This is a genomic window from Rhodococcus sp. 06-1474-1B, from assembly GCF_002258885.1.
Classification (GTDB): Bacteria; Actinomycetota; Actinomycetes; order Mycobacteriales; family Mycobacteriaceae; genus Rhodococcoides; species Rhodococcoides fascians.
On record NZ_NOYR01000021.1, the window covers coordinates 573034 to 591249 of the forward strand.

Consider the following 18216-nt stretch of genomic DNA (forward strand, 5'->3'; position numbering starts at 1 on the left):
CGGTCCACCGCAGCGACACGGGCGGAACCGAAAGAACTCGGATCAGCTGTACACCTTCGGGTCCAGCAGACCGATGTACGGCAGATCGCGGTATCGCTCGTTGTAATCGAGGCCGTAGCCGACGACGAACTCGTTGGGGATGTCGAAGCCCACGTTCGCGACCTCGACGTCGACCTTGATCGCGTCGGGCTTACGCAGCAACGTCACCACCGACAGCGAGGCGGGCGACCGGGTCGCCAGGTTGCGCTTGAGCCAGCTCAGCGTCAGACCGGAGTCGATGATGTCCTCGACGATCAGCACGTGGCGTCCGGTGATGTCGCGGTCGAGGTCCTTGAGAATCCGGACGACGCCGGAGGACGACGTCGACGAGCCGTAGGAGCTCACCGCCATGAACTCGAGCTGCGCCGGGATGGGCAGGGCCCGCGCGAAGTCGGTCATGAACATGATCGCGCCCTTGAGAACGCCGACCAGCAGCAAGTCGCCTTCGGGAGCACCCTCGGGATACCGCTTGGCAATTTCCTCTGCGAGTTCCGCGGTCCGTGTTTTGATCTGTTCCTCGGAAATGAGAACCGATTCGATGTCGCCCTCGTACACGGGGTTTCCCTTCATTCGTTCTCCAGGCCGACGCTCAGCCTGCCATGCCGACGCGAGCACACCAACCTCGCCTCCGGCGTTCCCCCAGGCAGCGCAACTCCGCCCTGCCCGGTCCAGCGCACGACGAGCGCATCGACAGCGCGGATCTGACGGTCCGACAACGACGTCACACCCCGGCCGAGGAGCCAGCGGCGCACCACTCGGCGGCGGATCGCAGGGTCGGACGATTCGATCGCCGAGACGTCCAGCTCGCGCGTGTTCGGATCGACGACGGCCGCGGCGATGGCGTCGAGCGCCCGGCCGTCCTCCTGCAGCTGCTCGGCCGTGCGGGCCAGAGCCGGAGCGACGCCCCCACCGAGCACGTCCTCGAGCAACGGCAGCACCTCGTGGCGTAGTCGCACCCGGGTGAAGTCGGGATCGGTGTTGTGCGGATCCTCGAACGGTTCGAGCCCCAGCTCTGCGCACGCGGCCCGCGTCACAGCGCGTCGCACCCCGAGGAGCGGCCGACCCCACAGGTCGTCGAACGCTGCCATTCCGGCGATGGACCGAGGCCCCGAGCCCCGACCGAGGCCTAACAGCACCGTCTCGGCCTGGTCGTCGAGAGTGTGCGCCACCAGCACCGAGGCATCACCGCGCGCGGCGTCCAACGCGTCGTATCGGGCTCGGCGAGCGGCAGCTTCCATCCCGCCCGAACCGGCCACGGTCACTGTCAGCACTCGGGCGTCGTCGACGCCCAGCAACCGGGCACGCTCGGCGGCAACGGCAGCCACCTCGGCCGATCCCGCCTGCAGCCCATGATCGACGATCAGCGCCGTCACGTTCGAAGCCTCGGCTGCCGTCGCCGCAGTGAGCGCCAAAGAATCCGCGCCACCGGACAGCGCCACCGCTACCGGGCCGGGATGCGCCGCCAACCAACCCCGCACTGCACGCCGAACCTCCAGCAACGCCGGAGACTCGGGCAGCATGGGTCGTTTCGCAGGCTCAGCCAAGGACTCGCGCGACCCACGCATCCGGGTCCTCGATCTCCGACAGCAACGGCAGAGTGTCCGGCCCGGTCCACACCGTGTTGAAGCGTTCCATTCCCACCGAGCCGACGACGTGATCGACGAATGCCTTGCCGCGTACGTATTGCGCCATCTTCGCGTCCATCCCGAGCAGCGTGCGCACGACGCGTTGGACGGGGTTGACCTTGCGTTGGCGTCGCCGATCGAACGCGCGGCGGATCTGCACCACCGACGGCACGACGGCCGGTCCGACGGCGTCCATGACGTGGTCGGCGTGACCTTCGAGCAGTGTTCCGAGAACGAGGAGACGGTCGATCGCCTGCCGCTGCGGCTCGGGCTGGGTCGCGCGGAGCAGACCGATGATGCCGGCGTCCTCGGCGGATCCGCCGGGATTCTTCCTGGCCTTCAGAGCGCCGCTCAGCCGAGTGAGGACATCGGACATCGGCTCGTCGGTGCCGTCGGAGAGCAATCCGACGTTGTCCCGCATGTACTGCCCGAGCCACGGCGCGGAGGAGAACTGCACTCGGTGGGTCACCTCGTGCAGGCATACCCAGAGCCGAAAATCACTGGGTGAGACGCGAAGTGCACGTTCGACGGCGATCACGTTGGGTGCGACCAGCAGCAGGGTGCCGCTCTCACCGGTGAACGGATCGTACTGTCCCAGAATGGCACTGGACAGGAACGCGAGCATGGCACCGGCCTGCAACCCGGCGGGCTTGCCACCGAGCAGACCGGTCGGAGGTGCCTCGTTCTCGTCCCCGGTGAGGTGCTTCATCGACGCAGCCGCCGCTGCGATCCATCCTGCTCGATCGACCACCTGGGCGTCGGGCACCGGCAGACCGTCTGCCAGGCCTGTCGTCTCCCGTACCGGCCCCTCGGCCCGAATGGATGCTGCGGCAAGCTCGTCCACGGCTGCGGCGGCGGTGTATCGCGAGGTGGCCGGCCCCGGGCGGGCCAATCTCGCTCCGGCCTTCGCGGCCACCGCCCAGTCGACTGCGCCGGCGAACCCGGACGTGGCGTCGTTGTCGTCGGCGGTTGCTGTTTCGGTGCTCATCGGCAACCACACATTCTCAGGGTCGATGCGACGGCATCGAGGGCGGGTCGACTGACATCGGGTGGCCGGTCGTTGGACATCAGGGCGAACGTCAGGATCCGGCCGTCGACGTCGACGACGTATCCCGCCAAAGCGCTTGCAGCGGAGAGAGTTCCGGTCTTCGCACGAACCCAGCCGGCACCGGTACGATCACCCGAGGCGTACCGATCGGACAGCGTTCCGGTGGCACCGGCGACCGGTAGGTAGTCGAGCATGGGCCGCAGTGCCGGTTGGCCGCTCCCGGCTGCCGACGTCAGCACCTGATCGAGCAGGCGGGCGGGAATCCTGCCGTCGACCGACAGTCCGCTCGCGTCCTGCAACGCCAGACCCGCCATGTCGAAGCCGGCCGAGAACAGGGTCTGGCCGATGGACGCCACCGCCCCGGAAAAGCTTGCCGCCGTGTTCATCTCGAGCGAGAGTTCTCGGCCCACCGCTTCGGCCAGCACGTTGTCGGACCGATAGATCATCTGCTGCAGCCGATCCCGCAACGGGGCCGACTGCACCGATGCGATCTGATCGGCACCCTCCGTCGCCTTGCCCGTCGTCACCGCAGCGGGGTCGACGCCGAGTCCCGCGGCGAGGGCGCGGCCGGCATCGAGGGCGGGCGTGGTGCTGCGCGGCGATTCGTCGACGAGGGGGTTCGAGCGGCCGCCGTCGAGCATGATCGGTTCGATCGGGGTGATGGATCCGGCGGCGATGTCGGCCGGGAACCAGCCCTGGGCCATCGTGTCGCCGGAGTAGATGGACGTGTCGACGCTGATGCTGCGCACTGCGGTTCCGCTGCGGCGGATCTGCTCCACCAGGTCGTCGATGCGTGCCGCTCCCGGATAGAACCCGGTCGTACCCACCGGCAGGGCGGTGAGCGTGGGGTCGCCGCCGGCGATCAGCACGATGTTGCCCTCACCGCTGCCCTGGACCACCCGGGTCGCGACGCGGTGGTCGGACGGAAGCGCGAGCATCGCGGCCGCTGCCGTGAGCACCTTGGTCGTCGATGCGGGAGTCATGGGTGTGTCGGGATTCTGCGACCACAGGATCTGGCCGGTCTGCGCGTCGGCCACGGTTCCGGTGAAGGTGCCGAGCGCGGCGTCGTCCACCACGGGTGCCAACGCGCCCGCGAGACCGGCTGCGCTCGGCACCGGGGCGGAGTCGGGGAACGCGGTGATCGACGGGTTCGGCAGCACCGTCTCGGGTGGGGGTGCGATCGCGGCGTCGGCACTCTCGGAGACCCTGGGCAGCACCAGAGCGGCGGTCGTGACGGCAAGGACCACGACGAACACCGCGCACAGCGTGAGGATCAACCGCTTCTTCCTGCGTCTGCGCCCCGCCATGGGACCGAGGAATCGCCGTGTCAGCCCCGCCACCGTTCCTCCGTCATTGCCGTGGTCGTACCCATGATCATCGAGTCAACAGTATCCTCGGGTCCGGTAGCCTTGCGCCGCCACCATAGAGACATTCGCAAACCACTCGAGCCCGCTCGGGCTCGAACCAAGACAGTGAGGACTGCACGTGTCGTTCGACGTCACCATCGAGATCCCCAAGGGGCAGCGCAACAAGTACGAGGTCGACCACGTCACCGGACGTGTTCGCCTCGACCGCTACCTCTACACCGCGATGGCGTATCCGGCCGACTACGGCTTCATCGAGAACACCCTGGGCGAGGACGGCGATCCGCTCGACGCGCTGGTGCTGCTGCCCGAGTCGGTGTACCCCGGTGTCATCGTCGAGGCCCGCCCGGTGGCCATGTTCAAGATGGTCGACGAAGCAGGCGGCGACGACAAGGTGCTGTGTGTGCCGGCCGGCGACACCCGCTGGGATCACATCCAGGATCTGAGCGACGTCTCGACCTTCGAGCTCGACGCGATCAAGCATTTCTTCGTCCATTACAAGGATCTCGAACCCAACAAGCACGTCACCGGTGCAGACTGGGTGGGTCGCGCAGAAGCCGAGGCCGAAATCGCTGCGTCCTTCAAGCGTTTGACGGACAATCCGGGTCACTGATCCTTTCGGCATCACAACACCTCGTTTCGGCCGTGTGCCGACGAACCACAGTTTGGGGAGACGTATGACCGACAGCACTTCCAACGGCACCGCCGGTGATCGGCGCAATCTGGAGTCGCGGCCGATATCGGACCCGACCCAGTTCCCCGATCTGCCGGTGACCGTCGTTCTCGACCGGATCCCGGTACCGATTCTGGCTGTCGATCCCACCGGTGCCATCGTGTTCGCGAACGAAGCCTTCGACGATCTGTTCGGACTCGACCGGACAGAACGAGAGGACTTCCACCTGCACGACATCTTCCCGGATCGAGCTCCGGAGGGCGTGAACGTCGCGGAGATGTTCCTGACCACCGTCGCCACCCGTGCGGACTCCCTATGGCGGATGACCGACAAGACCGGCGACATCGTTCAGGTGCGGGCCAGCAAGTCGATTCTCAGGCGCACCGAGGACACCATCGTGCTCGTCGCGTTGGAGGATTTCACCGACCAGCTGTGGAACGACCCGAAGAGCGCTCTGCGCTGACACTTCGAAGAGCGCTCTGCGCTGACGGTTCGAATCGTTCTCCCCAGAACGTTTCCCGGGAACGACCAACGGTGTACATCGGCATGTCAGGTGCCGGTGTACACCGTTGCTTTGTTTCCACCCGCGTGTTTCGACTCGTACATCGCTGCGTCGGCGTCGAGCAGTCCGTTGTGCATCAACTCGGCCGACTCGTAGGACGAATCGGCCGACCGCCACTGGCCGGCATCGAGTATCGCGACCCCGATGCTGACCGTCACCGGCACGTCGTCGCCTGGATCGTGCACCGCCTCGCGAATGTCGTCGGCCAGGTGTTTCGCGGAGTCGGCGTCGACCGGAACGGCAATCGTGAACTCTTCACCTCCGGTCCGCGCCACGCACGGACGTCTACCGGTGACAGCGCTCAGCCGCCGCGCTGTCCGGCGAAGAACCCGGTCACCCATCGCGTGGCCGAAGGTGTCGTTGACCCGCTTGAACTGGTCCAGATCGACCACCATCAACGCCACGGATTCAGTGTCGGCCAATCTGCCCAGCATCCGCTCGAGCCGCAGTTCCAGACCGCGCCGATTGAGCAGGCCCGTCAGAGAGTCGGTGTTGGCGAGGTCGAGCTGGCGTTGGATGACGGCGCGAAAGGCGAGCACCGAGTTGACCACGAGCACCGTGACGAGAGCGCGCGCGACGATCGAGGCCGGGTCGTCCGGGCGTTCGAGGACGGCCAGAACCGCGAGCAGCAGAATGACAGCGTTGACGAACGCCGTGTGAAATTTCAGTACGTTGCGGCGGGAGAAGTACGCGATGTAGGTGCCGATCACCGAGAACAGGGCAGCCCCGTACAGAGCCAGGTCCCGATCCGCAAAGGTCAGCAGTAGCCCCGACACCCCCACGTCCGCATAGATCACGAACCATCCGGGCATGTGCGAGGCGTCCACCGACCGTAACCACCACCACGCTCCCACCGGCAGGGTGGAGAGCAGCACGATCGTGCAGATCAGCACGGCTGTCGTGCCCACCGGACCGTCGTCCGACAGCATGATGATCGCGCCGATCACGCCGAACGACGGGACGAGCACTGCGATACCCCTGGCCACGCGACGCTCGAGCCGGATCGAGCCCGATCGGGGTCCGATCTCGGACGACGGGGAGGGTAGGTCGTGATCGGTTGGCATCGCATCCCCTCCGTCCGTTCCGAGCAGTCCGAGCATCCGGGTACGACGGCGTCGCGCCCCGGCCGTCGAGGCAGGGCTCGAGCGTACGAAACGACTCGACCGTCGGCACCGAGTTCTCGGAGTCCGAGGCTCAGACGTTACCCGGGCGTTGAGTGGGCAGGTCCGGTCTGATGGTCTCGTAATCGGTCAAGAATCGGTCCAGAAGTCCGACCAGCTTCGCGCGATCCTCCTCGGCCCATCCTTCGATGACTCGTCCGAGGTTCTCGGTGCGGCGTTGCTGGATGGCGGCTGCAGCTTCCTCGCCGGACGGGGTGACGGCCAGAACGAATGCCCGCCCGTCACGTTCGTCGGGTACCCGAGCGACATGTCCTCGCTCGACCAGCTGGCCTACCTGCCTGCTGACCGTGGACGGGTCCGAGTTGACCATCGCGGCGAGCTCGCTGGACCGCATCGGTCCGTCGCGCAGCAGGCGGAACAGGCATACGTAGGCGGCACCGTCGACGCCGCCCGAGGACGAGATCTGCGCGATGTTGCGCTCCCGAATCCGCTGCAGCCGAACCAGCTGTGTACCCAGCTCTTCGGCGTATTCGACCACGTCAGCTACCGGTGAATTGGGCCGGACGCTTCTCGAATACCGAGGTGATGGCCTCGGTGAGATCGTGTGAGGCGAGGAAAGCCGCGTTCCAGGCCGCAACGAATCTCAGCGAGTCGTCGACGCTCGCCGACCGGGAATGGTCGAGGACGGTCTTGATGCCCTGCACCACCAGGGGCGGGTTCGCAGCAATGGCCGCGGCGCACTCGCGGGCGGCCGCGAGGACGGCATCGTGGTCCTCGAACACGTCGTTGACCAGGCCGATCTTCTCGGCGCGCGCCGCGTCGATGTCCTTGCCGGTCAACGCGAGCTCACGCATGTGGCCGTCGCCGATGATCGCGGGGAGTCGAGCGAGAGATCCCATGTCGGCGACGATCGCGACACGCACCTCGCGGACGCTGAACTTCGCGTCGGCGCTGGCGTACCGCACGTCGGCGGCGGTGATGAGGTCGACGCCGCCACCGATGCACCAACCCTGCACTGCGGCGACGACGGGCTTGCGGCAGTCCGCCACGGCGTTGACGGCCTTCTGCATCGTCTTGATGGTGTCGTGGAACGTGGTCCTGGGTCCGGCGAGTGCTTGGTCGGCCATCAGCGGCCCGAACGTTCCGGCCATGGCCGGCAGGTCGAGACCGTAGGTGAAGTTCCTTCCGGAGCCCGCGAGAACCACGGCCCGTACCTCTGGATCGGCATCGAGTCGGGCGAACAGTTCTGGGCATTCGCTCCAGAAATCAGGGCCCATGGCGTTGCCCTTGTTCGGCCCGAGAAGTGTCACGTGCGCGATGTGGTCTGCGATCTCCACAGAGAATGCGGTCCAGTTCCGTTCGGTCATGCTGCGAGCCTAGCGGCAGACGCAGCAGTACCCACAGGGCGTGTTACGCCGAGTAACGTCTGCGCTAAGAGCCTGCTCAGCTATGGCAATGGCCGACTGCGGTCCCCCATCATTCATGCATGTTGATGCATCAGGGGTTGGGTCTCGAGACATTCAACGATCTGCCGCGTCGCAAGGCGGTACACGCGCTCTACGAGTGCTGTTGCTCGGTTGCCTGGGCCTCACGTCTCGCCGACGGCCGCCCGTACCGGTCGCGGGACGAGTTGTTCACCGCGGCGGCCGCCGAGCTGAACGAGTTGTCCGACAACGTCATCGACGCCTTGGCCGCGACGCTGCCCGAGCCGAACAAGATGTGCACGACCATGGACGCAGAATCACGTAGCGCCCTGGGCACCGCAGCGCGCGCGTACGAGTCGAAATTCGGCTGGCGGTACGTCTCGAACCTGATGATGACTCCCGACGGTTTCGAACCCAGGGACGTGCTGATGGAGCTCGGCCATCGACTCGACAACGACGAACCGACCGAACGGCTGGTCATGCGCAGGGAGTTGGTCGAGATCGATCACCGTCGCCTCGGCCGACTGTTGGGTCCCGAAGGCGGCTGGCCGCCGTACTGATACCGCGAGGTCAGCCGAAGAGGCCGACGACTCGGCCGATCAGGCCACCGGCGATCACGATTGCCAACAATGCCACCAGAACGATGACGACGATCGGCATCACGCGACTGCGCTGCGGCGGTTCGTGGTTGGGCCCACCGACTGCTGTCTCGGCTGGAGGAGTATCGCCCGGCGCCACGCTACCGCCCGCTTCGAGGCCGGCAGTCTCATCGGGTTCTGGATTCTGAGCAGTCATGAACCCGGAGTACCCGGTAGCGCAGCCCTCAATCGAGCTGTGCTCTGGCTATCGCTCCGGCGAACAGTTCCGACACGGCATCGGCGATGACGGACCGGTCGATCTCCTCCGGATCCACCGAATGTTCCACGGCCAATCCGGAGATCAACGCAGCCAAGGACATCGCGAGGCGTCGAGCATCGAACGCCTCCCCCACACCCCACTGCACCGCTCGATCGGCGATGAGTCGTTCGAGCTCGGAGCGGAGGGCACGACGGTCGGTGCGGTAGCGCTCGGCAATCACCGGGTCACGGCCCGCGAGAATCCCGAATTCGACGGTCAGTAGTGGCCACCGCGGCTCGGCGACCACCCAGGACGCGATTTCGCCGCCGCCGGCTCCCGCAGCCGCCTGTGGGTCCAGGTCGGACACGTGAGCGAGTACTCGGGCGGCGAGGTCGAGTGAGCGCTGTGCCAGCAGTTCGGCGAACAGCCCTTGCTTGGAATCGAAGTTGGAGTACACGGCCCCCTTCGTGAAGCCGGCCCGATCGGCAATGTCGGTGAGCTTGGCCGCCGCGTATCCGCGCTCGGTGAACTCGTCGGCCGCTGCGGCGAGCAGTCGTTCTCGCACATCGGTGCGCTGCGGCCTGCGCTGTGGCTGTGTCGATCGCCACTCTTCTTGCTGCTCGGCATTCACGATACCTAGAGTATTGAATACCTCGGGTATCGACAAGGTCTTCGAGTCTCGACATGTTCAGGAGCACTTTTCATGCGCAAGATGTCACTATTCGCCGCCGCAGTGCTGGTGCTGCAACTCGGCTTCATCCTCAGCTACGTGTCGGCGTTCCATCAGCCGACTCCCCACGCGATTCCGATCGCCGTGGTGACCGAGGCCGGGCTTCCCGCCGGCCTGGACCAGCAGACCGCCGACCGCCTCGACGCCATCGACGGTGCGCCGCTCGACGCGCGTACGGCAGCGGACACCGCCGAGGTTCGCACCCTGCTCCGCGATCGGGACATCCTCGGTGCCTACGTCGTCGGCTCGAGCGGCACCGACACACTGATCACCGCGAGCGCTGCCGGCAGCTCTGTAGCGACCGCCCTCGAATCGATCTTCACCGAGGTCGATGCCGCTCAGGGGCGCCAATTCGTGGTGCGCGACGAGATCCCGGTCGGTGTGCACGACAACCGAGGATTGTCCGGCTTCTACCTGTCGGTGGGCTGGGTCGTCGGCGGCTACCTCCTCGCGGCCGCCTTCGGCCTGCTCATCGGGGCACCGAAGACCCGACGCGAAACCTGTGTCCACGTCGGCATTCTCGCCGCGTACTCGATTGCCTCGGGCGCACTGGGAGCACTGCTGACCACCCACGTACTCGGAACCTTTGCCGGACACTGGTTTCCGCTCACCGTGCTGGGCACCGGGGTCGTCTTCGCCACCGGGCTGTTCACGATGGGTCTGCGAGCCCTGATCGGAGTGGCTGCGGTACCGGCGGCGATCGTGCTGTTCGTCATCCTCGGAAACCCCAGCGCTGGAGGCGCTTTCGGGGCCAACGTACTGCCGCATGTGTACGCGTCGATCGGCCGGTGGATCACCCCGGGCATCGGCACCGAAGGAGTGCGCAGCATCGTGTACTTCTCGGGTGCGGGGGTCGGGCAGCCGGCACTCGGACTGGGCCTCTACATCCTGACCGGCGTGCTGCTGATGGCTGCGGCAGCGGTTCTGCGCCGTCGTCGCAGCGCCGGTGAATCGATGCCGAGCCAGTAAAGTGGCATCCCATGACTGCCACCTTCCCTCTGCCGATGCCCGATCTCGCTGTCCGCACACTCGGTGGCGCAGTGGTGTGGGCGAACGACGAGACGTTCGCCGAGAAGGAAAATCTGATCACACCGGGCAAAGCCGACTACTCGACCGCGACGTTCGGGCACAAGGGGCAGATCTACGACGGGTGGGAGACGCGGCGCCGACGCGAGGCCGGCTACGACGAGGCGATCGTGCGACTCGGAGCTGCCGGCATCGTGTCGGCCGTCATCGTCGATACGTCCTGGTTCACCGGCAACTATCCGCCGGAAGTTTCGATCGAGGCCGCCGAGGTGACCGGATTCCCGTCACCGACCGAGCTGTACGAGACGGAATGGACGACCATCGTCGCCCGTAGTGCCGTCGACGGCGACAGCGAGAACCGATTCGAGGTCGCGTCCGACGCCCGGTGGACGCACGTCAAGCTGTCCATCTACCCGGACGGCGGCGTCGCTCGGCTGCGAGTACTGGGACGCGGCGTCCCGGACCCGAAGTTCCTCGCCGTCGGGCCCGTCGACCTGGCCGCGCTCGAGAACGGCGCATACGTCTCGGCCTGCTCCAACATGTTCTACAGCTCCCCCAACAATCTGCTGTTCCCCGGCCCGCCGCGCTCGATGGGCGAAGGCTGGGAAACCTCGCGTCGACGCAACGACGCCAACGACTGGGTGCAGGTGCAGCTCGCCGGCACGGGCCGAATCCGGCTGGCCGAGCTGGACACCAGTTGCTTCCTGGGCAACGCCCCCGGCGCCGCGTCCCTGCAAGGGCGACTGGGCGACGGCGACTGGATCGAACTGCTGCCGCGAACGACACTGCAGCCCGACACTCGGCATCGCTTCGTCCTCGACCACGACGCCCCGGTGTCGGAGGTGCGAATGGACATCTTCCCCGACGGGGGAATGGCGCGATTGAGATTGTTCGGTGACCTCGCGGGAGTGGAGCCTGCGGAATGACCCAGTTGGGCAAGCTGTCTGCGTAAACGGTCGTGTGGCAATAGGGTTGGGGCATGTCCCGGCTACTTCATCCGAATGCAGCCCATGTTGCCGACACCCTGATTTCTCGTGGTCATCACGGGGTGGTGGTGAACAGTCCCGAGGGCACCCACACCGCCGCCGATGCCGCAGCTGCGTTGGGCGTCGAGGTGGGTGCGATCGTGAAGTCGATGGTGTTTCTGCTCGACGACGAGCCGGTGTTGCTGCTGGTGTCCGGGGCTCACAATGTTCATCTCGAGCACACCGGTGAGCGTCTCGGCGGCACGCTCGCCCGGGCCGATCTGCGTACCGCCAAGCACGCCACCGGCCAGCCGATCGGGGGAATCGCTCCGGTGGGCCATCCGACGAATTTGGATACGTTCGTCGATCAGGACCTTGCGGCCCACCCCGAACTGTGGGCCGCGGCCGGGCACATCGACACGATCTTCCGCTCGTCGTACACCGAGTTGCTGCGCATCACCGCAGGTCTGGCGATCGACGTCACCTGAGCTCGATCGACCTAGGAAGCAAGGGTCGGGGCAATTCGGGGTGCGCCGAGGATCGCGTCGACGACGTCGGTGGCGAGGCGGGTGCCGCGCGATTCGAGGAGCGGCAACACTCCCGCGGCCAGGAACGTCGACTGCCGCTCGATCTCGCCGTGTACCTGCAGCGTCACGCCGTCGGCGACGTCGGCCGCGGTGACGTCGGAGATCAAACTCGCCAGTCCCGACGGGGTACCGACGTAGCGGATGGACGACGGGCTTGCCGGCGCGTCGAGTGCGGCGAATTCCCGACGGGCCGTCCTGGCGTCGGCAGCGATGTAGATCTCGAGATCGAGGAAGACCGCGAGATTGTCGGCCGATTCACCGCGGTCGACGGCTTCCGCGTGCAACCGGGCGCGTTGCTGCTGAGCTTCCCGCAGGTCCGAGGCAACGATTCTGACGGTGTTCACCTCGGGCCCGACGGTCAGCTCGGTCCAGACGTCAGCGGATTCGATGGCTATGCGGGTGTGATTGTGCGACATGAGTGGTGGTCCTGATTCGTCGGTCGGGATGCGCATGCGGTCGGAGCGGAGCCGAACTCGAACACGACCCGGACGCAGTGCGGCACAGATCGACATACCTGTTGCACCAGTGGCGATTGCCACGCGACACGACACTCACGGTCATGACGCCATGCTAACTGCCTGTGGGGCTGCACGGGGATCCAACCCCGGCGGCCCCGTCGGCCAGGGCGGGGAAGGGACGAGGGTCCGGTACGGGGTTCCACCACCCGGCTTCTTCGGCGTAATCCCACGTCGGCCCGGACTCGACGAACGCTGCCACGGCGTCGACGAGTCGGTCCACGTCGGCCGAGGAACTGCCGAGACCGATACTGGCCCGCACGGCACCGTCGGCGTGACCCAGCCGGCGCAGCAGCGGGTGGGCGCAGAACTTTCCGTCGCGCACTCCGATGCCGTGTTCGGCCGACAGGTACGCCGCCACTTCACCGGGGTCGTGGCCGGCGACGGTGAAGGTGACGGTGCCGACGACGTCGGGCGCGTCGGCCCACACCTGCAGCAGTTCGACACCCTTCAGTGCGGCCAACCCGTCCCGCAATCGGGTGGACAATTCCCGCTCGTGCGTCGTCGCGGCATCCTCGTCGAACGACGCGATGGCCTCGCACGCCGCCGCCAGCGCGGCGACTCCGAGCACGTTGGGCGTTCCCGCCTCGTGACGCTGCGGCGCGGGAGCCCAGTCGGTGTGCTCGATCGTCACACTGCGCACGGCACCGCCGCCGGCCAGGTGGGGCTCGCCCGCGTCGAGCCAATCACGGCTTCCCACAAGCACACCCGCGCCGAACGGAGCGTAGAGCTTGTGACCGGAGAACGCCAGATAGTCCACACCGAGTGCGGCGATGTCCACTCGACGGTGCGGAACGAGCTGTGCGCCGTCGACGACGATCCGGGCACCGTGGCGATGCGCGAGATCGGCCAGTTGCTCGATGGGGAGCACTTCGCCGGTGACGTTCGATGCACCCGTGATGGCCAGTAGCGCAGCAGGTTTCGCAGCCAGTTCGGCGTCGAGCCGGGAGAGCGTCTCCGCCAGCGTCGATGCTGCGACCACCACTCGGCGATTACGCCACGGCAGGAGGTTGGCGTGGTGTTCGATATCGAGCACCACGGTATCCCCTGGCACGCACGCGGCCAACAGATTGAGCGAATCGGTGGTGTTGCGTGTGAACACGACCACTGAATTCGGCTGTGCACCAACGAATCCAGCCACGGTCTCACGCGCCTTCTCGTACGCCGCGGTGCACACCCGAGACGCGTAGCCGGCCCCGCGGTGCACGCTCGAATAGAACGGCAGCAACTCCGCGATCCGATCGGTCACTGCGGACAGCGCAGGCGCGCTGGCCGCGTAATCGAAGTTGGCGTAGGTGCACGTGCCGCCGTGAACCAACGGAACCTGCAACTCCGTGCCGGAAACAGGGGCAAAAGGAGTGCAGGGACGGGAAAGTACAGACGTCATGACAGATCAAGCCCTCACGTTCGAGGGACCCGCAACGGAAGATAGTCGTGAACGAGTCCGCGCTTGCCGCACCGATTGTTCGGCGTCAGCCTGGTCGTCACCCGGAGCACCCCACCGCGAAGGAGGGTTGCCGACCAGCAAGCCGGGGCTCGATGCTGGTACTCGTGACCGTGGTCAAGACACTGGCAAACCCGCCACGGTTTTGTCAAGCCGGGGAACGTCCCGACACAGCAGTAGGATTTCCGCGGTGGGAAGGCGCGCTCGTTCACCTGCTGGCAAACAGAACGTGAGATAACCAACGGCGCTGCTTTTCCTCAGCACCACAAGAGTCATCTGCCAACGAACGAGAAGGACACCCGGTTGCCTGTGCACCAAGAGAACGATCTGCCGGGTTCGAGCACGGATATCGCACCTGCTCCGGCCGCGTTTCTCCGCTCGCCCCTTGCCCCGCCGGCCCGCACACTGATCGACGTACTACAAGAGACCGCCGATCGCTTCCCGGATGCACCCGCGATCGACGACGGGACGGTGTCGGTCAGCTACGCCGAACTGCTGGACGACATCGCCGAGGGTGCCCAGTGGCTCGCCGACGCCGGTGTCCGGCGCGGTGACCGCGTCGGCATCAGGATGCCGTCGGGGTCCTTCTCGCTCTATGTCGCGATTCTGTCGATCCTCGACGTCGGGGCTGCGTACGTACCCGTCGACGCCGACGATCCGGAAGAGCGCGCCGAATTGGTCTTCGGTGAGGCGCAGGTGACGGCCATCGTCACTGCGGGCGGAATCGCTGCCGGCACCGCGCCGAAACAGAATGCGCCCGAACTGGGTGCCGGTACTCCGGTGCCCGAGCTGCCCACACCCGAGGACGACGCGTGGGTGATCTTCACCTCGGGTTCGACCGGAACCCCCAAAGGTGTTGCAGTCAGCCACCGTAACGCCGCGGCATTCGTCGACGCCGAGGCTCGGATGTTCCTGCAGAAAGATCCGCTGGGACCAGGAGACCGAGTGCTCGCCGGCCTGTCGGTCGCGTTCGACGCCTCCTGCGAGGAGATGTGGCTGGCGTGGCGGCACGGTGCCTGCCTGGTACCCGCCCCGCGCTCTCTGGTGCGGTCCGGCTTCGACCTCGGTCCGTGGCTCGTCTCCCGAGACATCAGCGTCGTCTCGACGGTGCCTACGCTGGCGTCACTGTGGCCCGCCGTGGCACTGGAAGCGGTGCGGCTGTTGATCTTCGGCGGCGAAGCATGCCCCCCAGAGCTGGCCGAGCGGCTGGCCGTCGAAGGCCGGGAAGTCTGGAACACCTACGGCCCCACCGAGGCGACGGTCGTCGCGTGCGCGTCCATCATGGACGGTAAAGGTCCGGTCCGCATCGGATTACCGCTGGACGGTTGGGATCTGGCGGTCGTCGACGCCTCGGGCACTCCGGTGGCGGTCGGCGAAGTGGGCGAGCTCGTCATCGGCGGCGTCGGCCTCGCCCGGTATCTCGATCCGGCCAAGGACGCCGAGAAGTACGCGCCCATGCCGTCTCTCGGGTGGGACCGGGCGTATCGCAGCGGCGATCTGGTGAAGCTCGAGCTCGAAGGACTGCTGTTCCAGGGCCGCGCCGACGACCAGGTCAAGCTCGGCGGGCGACGCATCGAGCTGGGCGAGATAGACAATGCGCTGCAAGCACTTCCGGGCGTCGGCGGCGCGGCCGCGGCAGTCCGCAAGACCGCTGCGGGCAACTCGGTTCTGGTGGGATATCTCGCCAGTACCAATCCCGACTTCGACCTGGAGGCCGCGCGCGCCTTGTTGGCCGAGCAGTTGCCGTCGGCGCTCGTACCGCGGCTCGCGCTGGTCGACGAGATGCCCACACGTACCTCGGGCAAGGTCGACCGCAATGCGCTCCCGTGGCCGCTGCCCGGCATGGCGGGCGCGTCGGCGCTCGGAGGTACCGCGGGGTGGGTGGCCGAGTTGTGGACCAACATCCTCGGCGCTCAGGTCAACGACGAGAACGCCGACTTCTTCGCCAACGGTGGCGGATCACTGTCGGCCGCGCAGCTGGTGACGGCACTGCGCGAGCGGTTCCCCGAGATCACCGTCGCGCAGCTCTACGATCACCCGCGGTTGGGTTCTCTGGCACAGTATCTGGACGACCTGAAGCCTGTCGTGGAGGCAATCCCCCGCGACGTGGCACCGACGTCCCGCACCGCGCAGTGGGCGCAGATTCTGGCGACCGTGCCGTTGACGACGCTGACCGGGTTGCAGTGGGTCACCTGGCTCGGCCTGCTGTTCAACGTCATGGCATGGTTCGACGACGTGCCGTGGGCTCCGACGCTGTCGTGGTGGTGGATTCTTCTCGCGTTCGTCCTGTTCATCACCCCGGTCGGGCGCATGGCCATCTCGGTGATCGGCTCGCGACTACTGCTGGCGGGGTTGAAACCCGGCGCATATCGACGCGGCGGCAGCATGCACATAAGGCTGTGGGCAGCAACGAGATTGACCGATGCCAGTGGCGCGTCCAACCTGTCGGGCGCACCGTGGATGGTCTATTACGCGCGCGCTCTCGGCTCGAAGATCGGTAAGGGCGTCGACCTGCACACCCTGCCGCCCGTGACCGGCATGCTCGAACTCGGCGACGGCTGCTCCATCGAACCCGAGGTCGACCTGTCCGGTCATTGGATCGACGGCGACCTCGTCTACATCGGCGGCATCGAGATCGGTGCGGGTGCCACTGTCGGTGCCCGCTCCACGCTGCTGCCCGGCACCAAGGTCGGCAAGAACGCGGTCGTGACGGCCGGCTCCGCCGTCGTCGGACGAGTCAAGGCCGGCCAGATGTGGTCCGGCTCGCCCGCACAGAAAGTGGGCAAGGCCGATCATCCGTGGCCGGCGGAGACCCCGCCGCGCGCCACCAAGTGGGTGTTCGCCTACGGCGTCGCGTCGCTGTTCCTCTCCGGCATGGCCCTGTTCTCCATCGGCGTCAGCCTGGTGCTGATGGGCTGGTGGATTCACACCGCGGACTCCGTGCTGGGGGCCTTCGAGCGCGGCTTGGTGATGCTGCCCGTCGCCACTCTGGTGTCGCTGGCGGTGTTCGCGCTGATCACCGTCGTCGCGGTGCGGTTGCTCGGCATCGGTCTAGTCGGCGGCTACCACCCCGTGCGCAGCCGCATCGGCTGGCAGGTGTGGGCCACCGAACGCCTGATGGATTCGGCGCGCACCTTCCTGTTCCCGCTCTACGCGTCGCTGCTGACACCGCATTGGCTCCGGTTGCTGGGCGCGAAGATCGGCAAGGACGTCGAGGCGTCGACAGTGCTGATGATTCCCAAGTTCACCACGGTCGCCGACGGCGCGTTCCTCGCCGACGACACCATGGTCGCGAGCTACGAACTCGGCGGCGGCTGGATGCACCTGGGCGACGCCAAGGTGGGCAAGCGGGCGTTTCTCGGAAACTCCGGCATGACGGGACCGGGGCGGACCGTCCCGAAGAACGGTCTCGTTGCGGTGCTGTCGGCAACTCCGGACAAGGCGAAGTCGGGCTCGTCATGGCTCGGTAGTCCACCGGTCCGGTTGCGCCGCGCGGCAGGCAGCGCCGACTCATCGCGCACGTTCGACCCGCCTCGGAAGTTGAAGATCGCCCGTTCACTCGTAGAGACGTGCCGGCTGATTCCCGTCGTCGTGACGTTCGGTATCGGGCTCGGCGTGTTGTTCGGACTGACCGCGATTGCCGACTCGATCGGCTACTGGCTCGCTGCCGCGCTCAGCGGTGTCGTGTTGCTCGTCGCCGGCTTCGTGGCTGCAGCTCTGTCGGCGGCCGCGAAGTGGCTGTGGGTCGGCCGGATCGGCAAGACCGATCATCCGCTGTGGAGTTCGTTCGTCTGGCGCAACGAGGTGGCCGACACGTTCGTCGAGACCGTCGCCGCACCGTGGTTCGCGCGCGCTGCCGAGGGCACCGCGGTGCTCAACATGTGGCTGCGGTGGCTCGGGGCGGACATCGGTCGAGGTGTGTGGTGCGAGACGTACTGGCTCCCCGAGGCAGACCTCGTGACGTTGGCCGACGGTGCGACGGTGAACCGAGGGTGCGTTGTTCAGACGCACCTGTTCCATGATCGGATCATGTCCATGGACACCGTCGATCTCGGCAGAGGCGCAACCCTGGGACCGCACTGTGTCGCTTTGCCTGCATCGGGTATAGGTGATGGTGCGACGGTGGGGCCTGCCTCTCTGGTGATGCGCGGCGATACGGTTCCCGCGCATACTCGTTGGCAGGGCAATCCGATCGCGCCGTGGGCCAAGGGTGATCCCTTTCCGCGGATTCGCGACGACCGAAACGAGGGGTGATC

The 18216-nt window shown here is 66.6% G+C and carries 18 protein-coding genes and 1 riboswitch; of the genes, 7 read left to right on the top strand and 11 right to left on the bottom strand.

Features of this window, described 5'->3' with window-relative positions; all coding sequences use genetic code 11:
* Positions 1 to 42: 42 nt before the first annotated feature.
* Genes hpt through dacB form a run of 4 tightly spaced genes read right to left on the bottom strand, consistent with a single transcriptional unit; the run spans position 43 to position 4019 of the window.
* A complete protein-coding gene (hpt, locus tag CH266_RS09765; protein ID WP_027494374.1) occupies positions 43 to 594 on the bottom strand; it encodes a hypoxanthine phosphoribosyltransferase in 552 nt (183 codons plus the stop codon).
* Positions 595 to 605: 11 nt separating this feature from the next.
* Positions 606 to 1559, bottom strand: a complete 954-nt coding sequence (gene tilS, locus CH266_RS09770; RefSeq protein ID WP_176457047.1) for a tRNA lysidine(34) synthetase TilS — start codon at positions 1557 to 1559, stop codon at positions 606 to 608.
* Positions 1560 to 1575: 16 nt separating this feature from the next.
* The gene (locus CH266_RS09775; protein WP_052066201.1) at positions 1576 to 2652 is read right to left on the bottom strand and encodes a zinc-dependent metalloprotease; all 1077 of its coding nucleotides are present in this window, start codon (positions 2650 to 2652) and stop codon (positions 1576 to 1578) included.
* Positions 2649 to 4019, bottom strand: coding sequence for a D-alanyl-D-alanine carboxypeptidase/D-alanyl-D-alanine endopeptidase (dacB, locus tag CH266_RS09780; RefSeq protein ID WP_052066217.1), 1371 nt, complete (start codon positions 4017 to 4019; stop codon positions 2649 to 2651). Before dacB ends, CH266_RS09775 begins: the two co-directional genes overlap by 4 nt.
* A gap of 178 nt (positions 4020 to 4197) precedes the next feature.
* Here dacB and CH266_RS09785 point away from each other — a divergent pair, with 178 nt between their 5' ends.
* Both CH266_RS09785 and CH266_RS09790 read left to right on the top strand, forming a co-directional pair.
* Entirely contained in the window at positions 4198 to 4689 is a 492-nt protein-coding gene (locus CH266_RS09785) for an inorganic diphosphatase (RefSeq protein ID WP_027494378.1), read from the top strand.
* Between the two features lie 64 nt (positions 4690 to 4753).
* The gene (locus tag CH266_RS09790) at positions 4754 to 5212 is read left to right on the top strand and encodes a PAS domain-containing protein (protein WP_027494379.1); all 459 of its coding nucleotides are present in this window, start codon (positions 4754 to 4756) and stop codon (positions 5210 to 5212) included.
* A gap of 86 nt (positions 5213 to 5298) precedes the next feature.
* Here the strand turns inward: CH266_RS09790 and CH266_RS09795 are convergent, their stop codons facing one another.
* From CH266_RS09795 to CH266_RS09805, 3 genes are all read right to left on the bottom strand, one after another.
* Positions 5299 to 6375, bottom strand: coding sequence for a GGDEF domain-containing protein (locus CH266_RS09795; protein ID WP_032388321.1), 1077 nt, complete (start codon positions 6373 to 6375; stop codon positions 5299 to 5301).
* A 130-nt stretch (positions 6376 to 6505) separates the two neighbouring features.
* Positions 6506 to 6970 carry a MarR family winged helix-turn-helix transcriptional regulator gene (locus CH266_RS09800; protein ID WP_094715172.1) on the bottom strand — a complete coding sequence of 155 codons (465 nt, stop codon included), beginning with the start codon at positions 6968 to 6970 and terminating at the stop codon, positions 6506 to 6508.
* Position 6971: 1 nt separating this feature from the next.
* Positions 6972 to 7799, bottom strand: coding sequence for a crotonase/enoyl-CoA hydratase family protein (locus tag CH266_RS09805; RefSeq protein ID WP_032369381.1), 828 nt, complete (start codon positions 7797 to 7799; stop codon positions 6972 to 6974).
* Positions 7800 to 7918: 119 nt separating this feature from the next.
* Here CH266_RS09805 and CH266_RS09810 point away from each other — a divergent pair, with 119 nt between their 5' ends.
* Positions 7919 to 8416, top strand: a complete 498-nt coding sequence (locus CH266_RS09810) for a 2-oxo-4-hydroxy-4-carboxy-5-ureidoimidazoline decarboxylase (protein ID WP_032388284.1) — start codon at positions 7919 to 7921, stop codon at positions 8414 to 8416.
* Between the two features lie 10 nt (positions 8417 to 8426).
* Here CH266_RS09810 and CH266_RS09815 read toward each other — a convergent pair whose 3' ends face one another.
* Together CH266_RS09815 and CH266_RS09820 are read right to left on the bottom strand one after the other, a co-directional pair.
* Positions 8427 to 8651, bottom strand: coding sequence for a DUF6480 family protein (locus CH266_RS09815; RefSeq protein ID WP_094715173.1), 225 nt, complete (start codon positions 8649 to 8651; stop codon positions 8427 to 8429).
* Positions 8652 to 8679: 28 nt separating this feature from the next.
* The gene (locus CH266_RS09820; protein ID WP_032373887.1) at positions 8680 to 9258 is read right to left on the bottom strand and encodes a TetR/AcrR family transcriptional regulator; all 579 of its coding nucleotides are present in this window, start codon (positions 9256 to 9258) and stop codon (positions 8680 to 8682) included.
* A gap of 138 nt (positions 9259 to 9396) precedes the next feature.
* Between CH266_RS09820 and CH266_RS09825 the strand changes: the two genes are divergently transcribed.
* From CH266_RS09825 to CH266_RS09835, 3 genes are read left to right on the top strand one after another with little or no spacing between them, the layout of a single operon-like run.
* Entirely contained in the window at positions 9397 to 10392 is a 996-nt protein-coding gene (locus CH266_RS09825) for a hypothetical protein (RefSeq protein ID WP_094715174.1), read from the top strand.
* Positions 10393 to 10403: 11 nt separating this feature from the next.
* Positions 10404 to 11375, top strand: coding sequence for an allantoicase (alc, locus tag CH266_RS09830; protein WP_032369379.1), 972 nt, complete (start codon positions 10404 to 10406; stop codon positions 11373 to 11375).
* Between the two features lie 53 nt (positions 11376 to 11428).
* On the top strand, positions 11429 to 11902 hold the full coding sequence (locus CH266_RS09835; RefSeq protein WP_032369378.1) for a YbaK/EbsC family protein: 474 nt from the start codon (positions 11429 to 11431) through the stop codon (positions 11900 to 11902).
* Positions 11903 to 11913: 11 nt separating this feature from the next.
* Here the strand turns inward: CH266_RS09835 and CH266_RS09840 are convergent, their stop codons facing one another.
* Together CH266_RS09840 and CH266_RS09845 are read right to left on the bottom strand one after the other, a co-directional pair.
* Positions 11914 to 12417 (bottom strand): hypothetical protein, encoded by a 504-nt coding sequence (locus CH266_RS09840; RefSeq protein ID WP_094715249.1) that lies wholly within the window; start codon positions 12415 to 12417, stop codon positions 11914 to 11916.
* Between the two features lie 154 nt (positions 12418 to 12571).
* Positions 12572 to 13903 (bottom strand): aminotransferase class V-fold PLP-dependent enzyme, encoded by a 1332-nt coding sequence (locus tag CH266_RS09845; protein WP_094715175.1) that lies wholly within the window; start codon positions 13901 to 13903, stop codon positions 12572 to 12574.
* A gap of 54 nt (positions 13904 to 13957) precedes the next feature.
* Positions 13958 to 14073: riboswitch (SAM riboswitch) on the bottom strand.
* Between the two features lie 196 nt (positions 14074 to 14269).
* On the opposite strand from CH266_RS09845, the gene CH266_RS09850 reads away from it, so the two are divergent.
* A complete protein-coding gene (locus tag CH266_RS09850; protein ID WP_255175881.1) occupies positions 14270 to 18214 on the top strand; it encodes a Pls/PosA family non-ribosomal peptide synthetase in 3945 nt (1314 codons plus the stop codon).
* Positions 18215 to 18216: the final 2 nt, after the last annotated feature.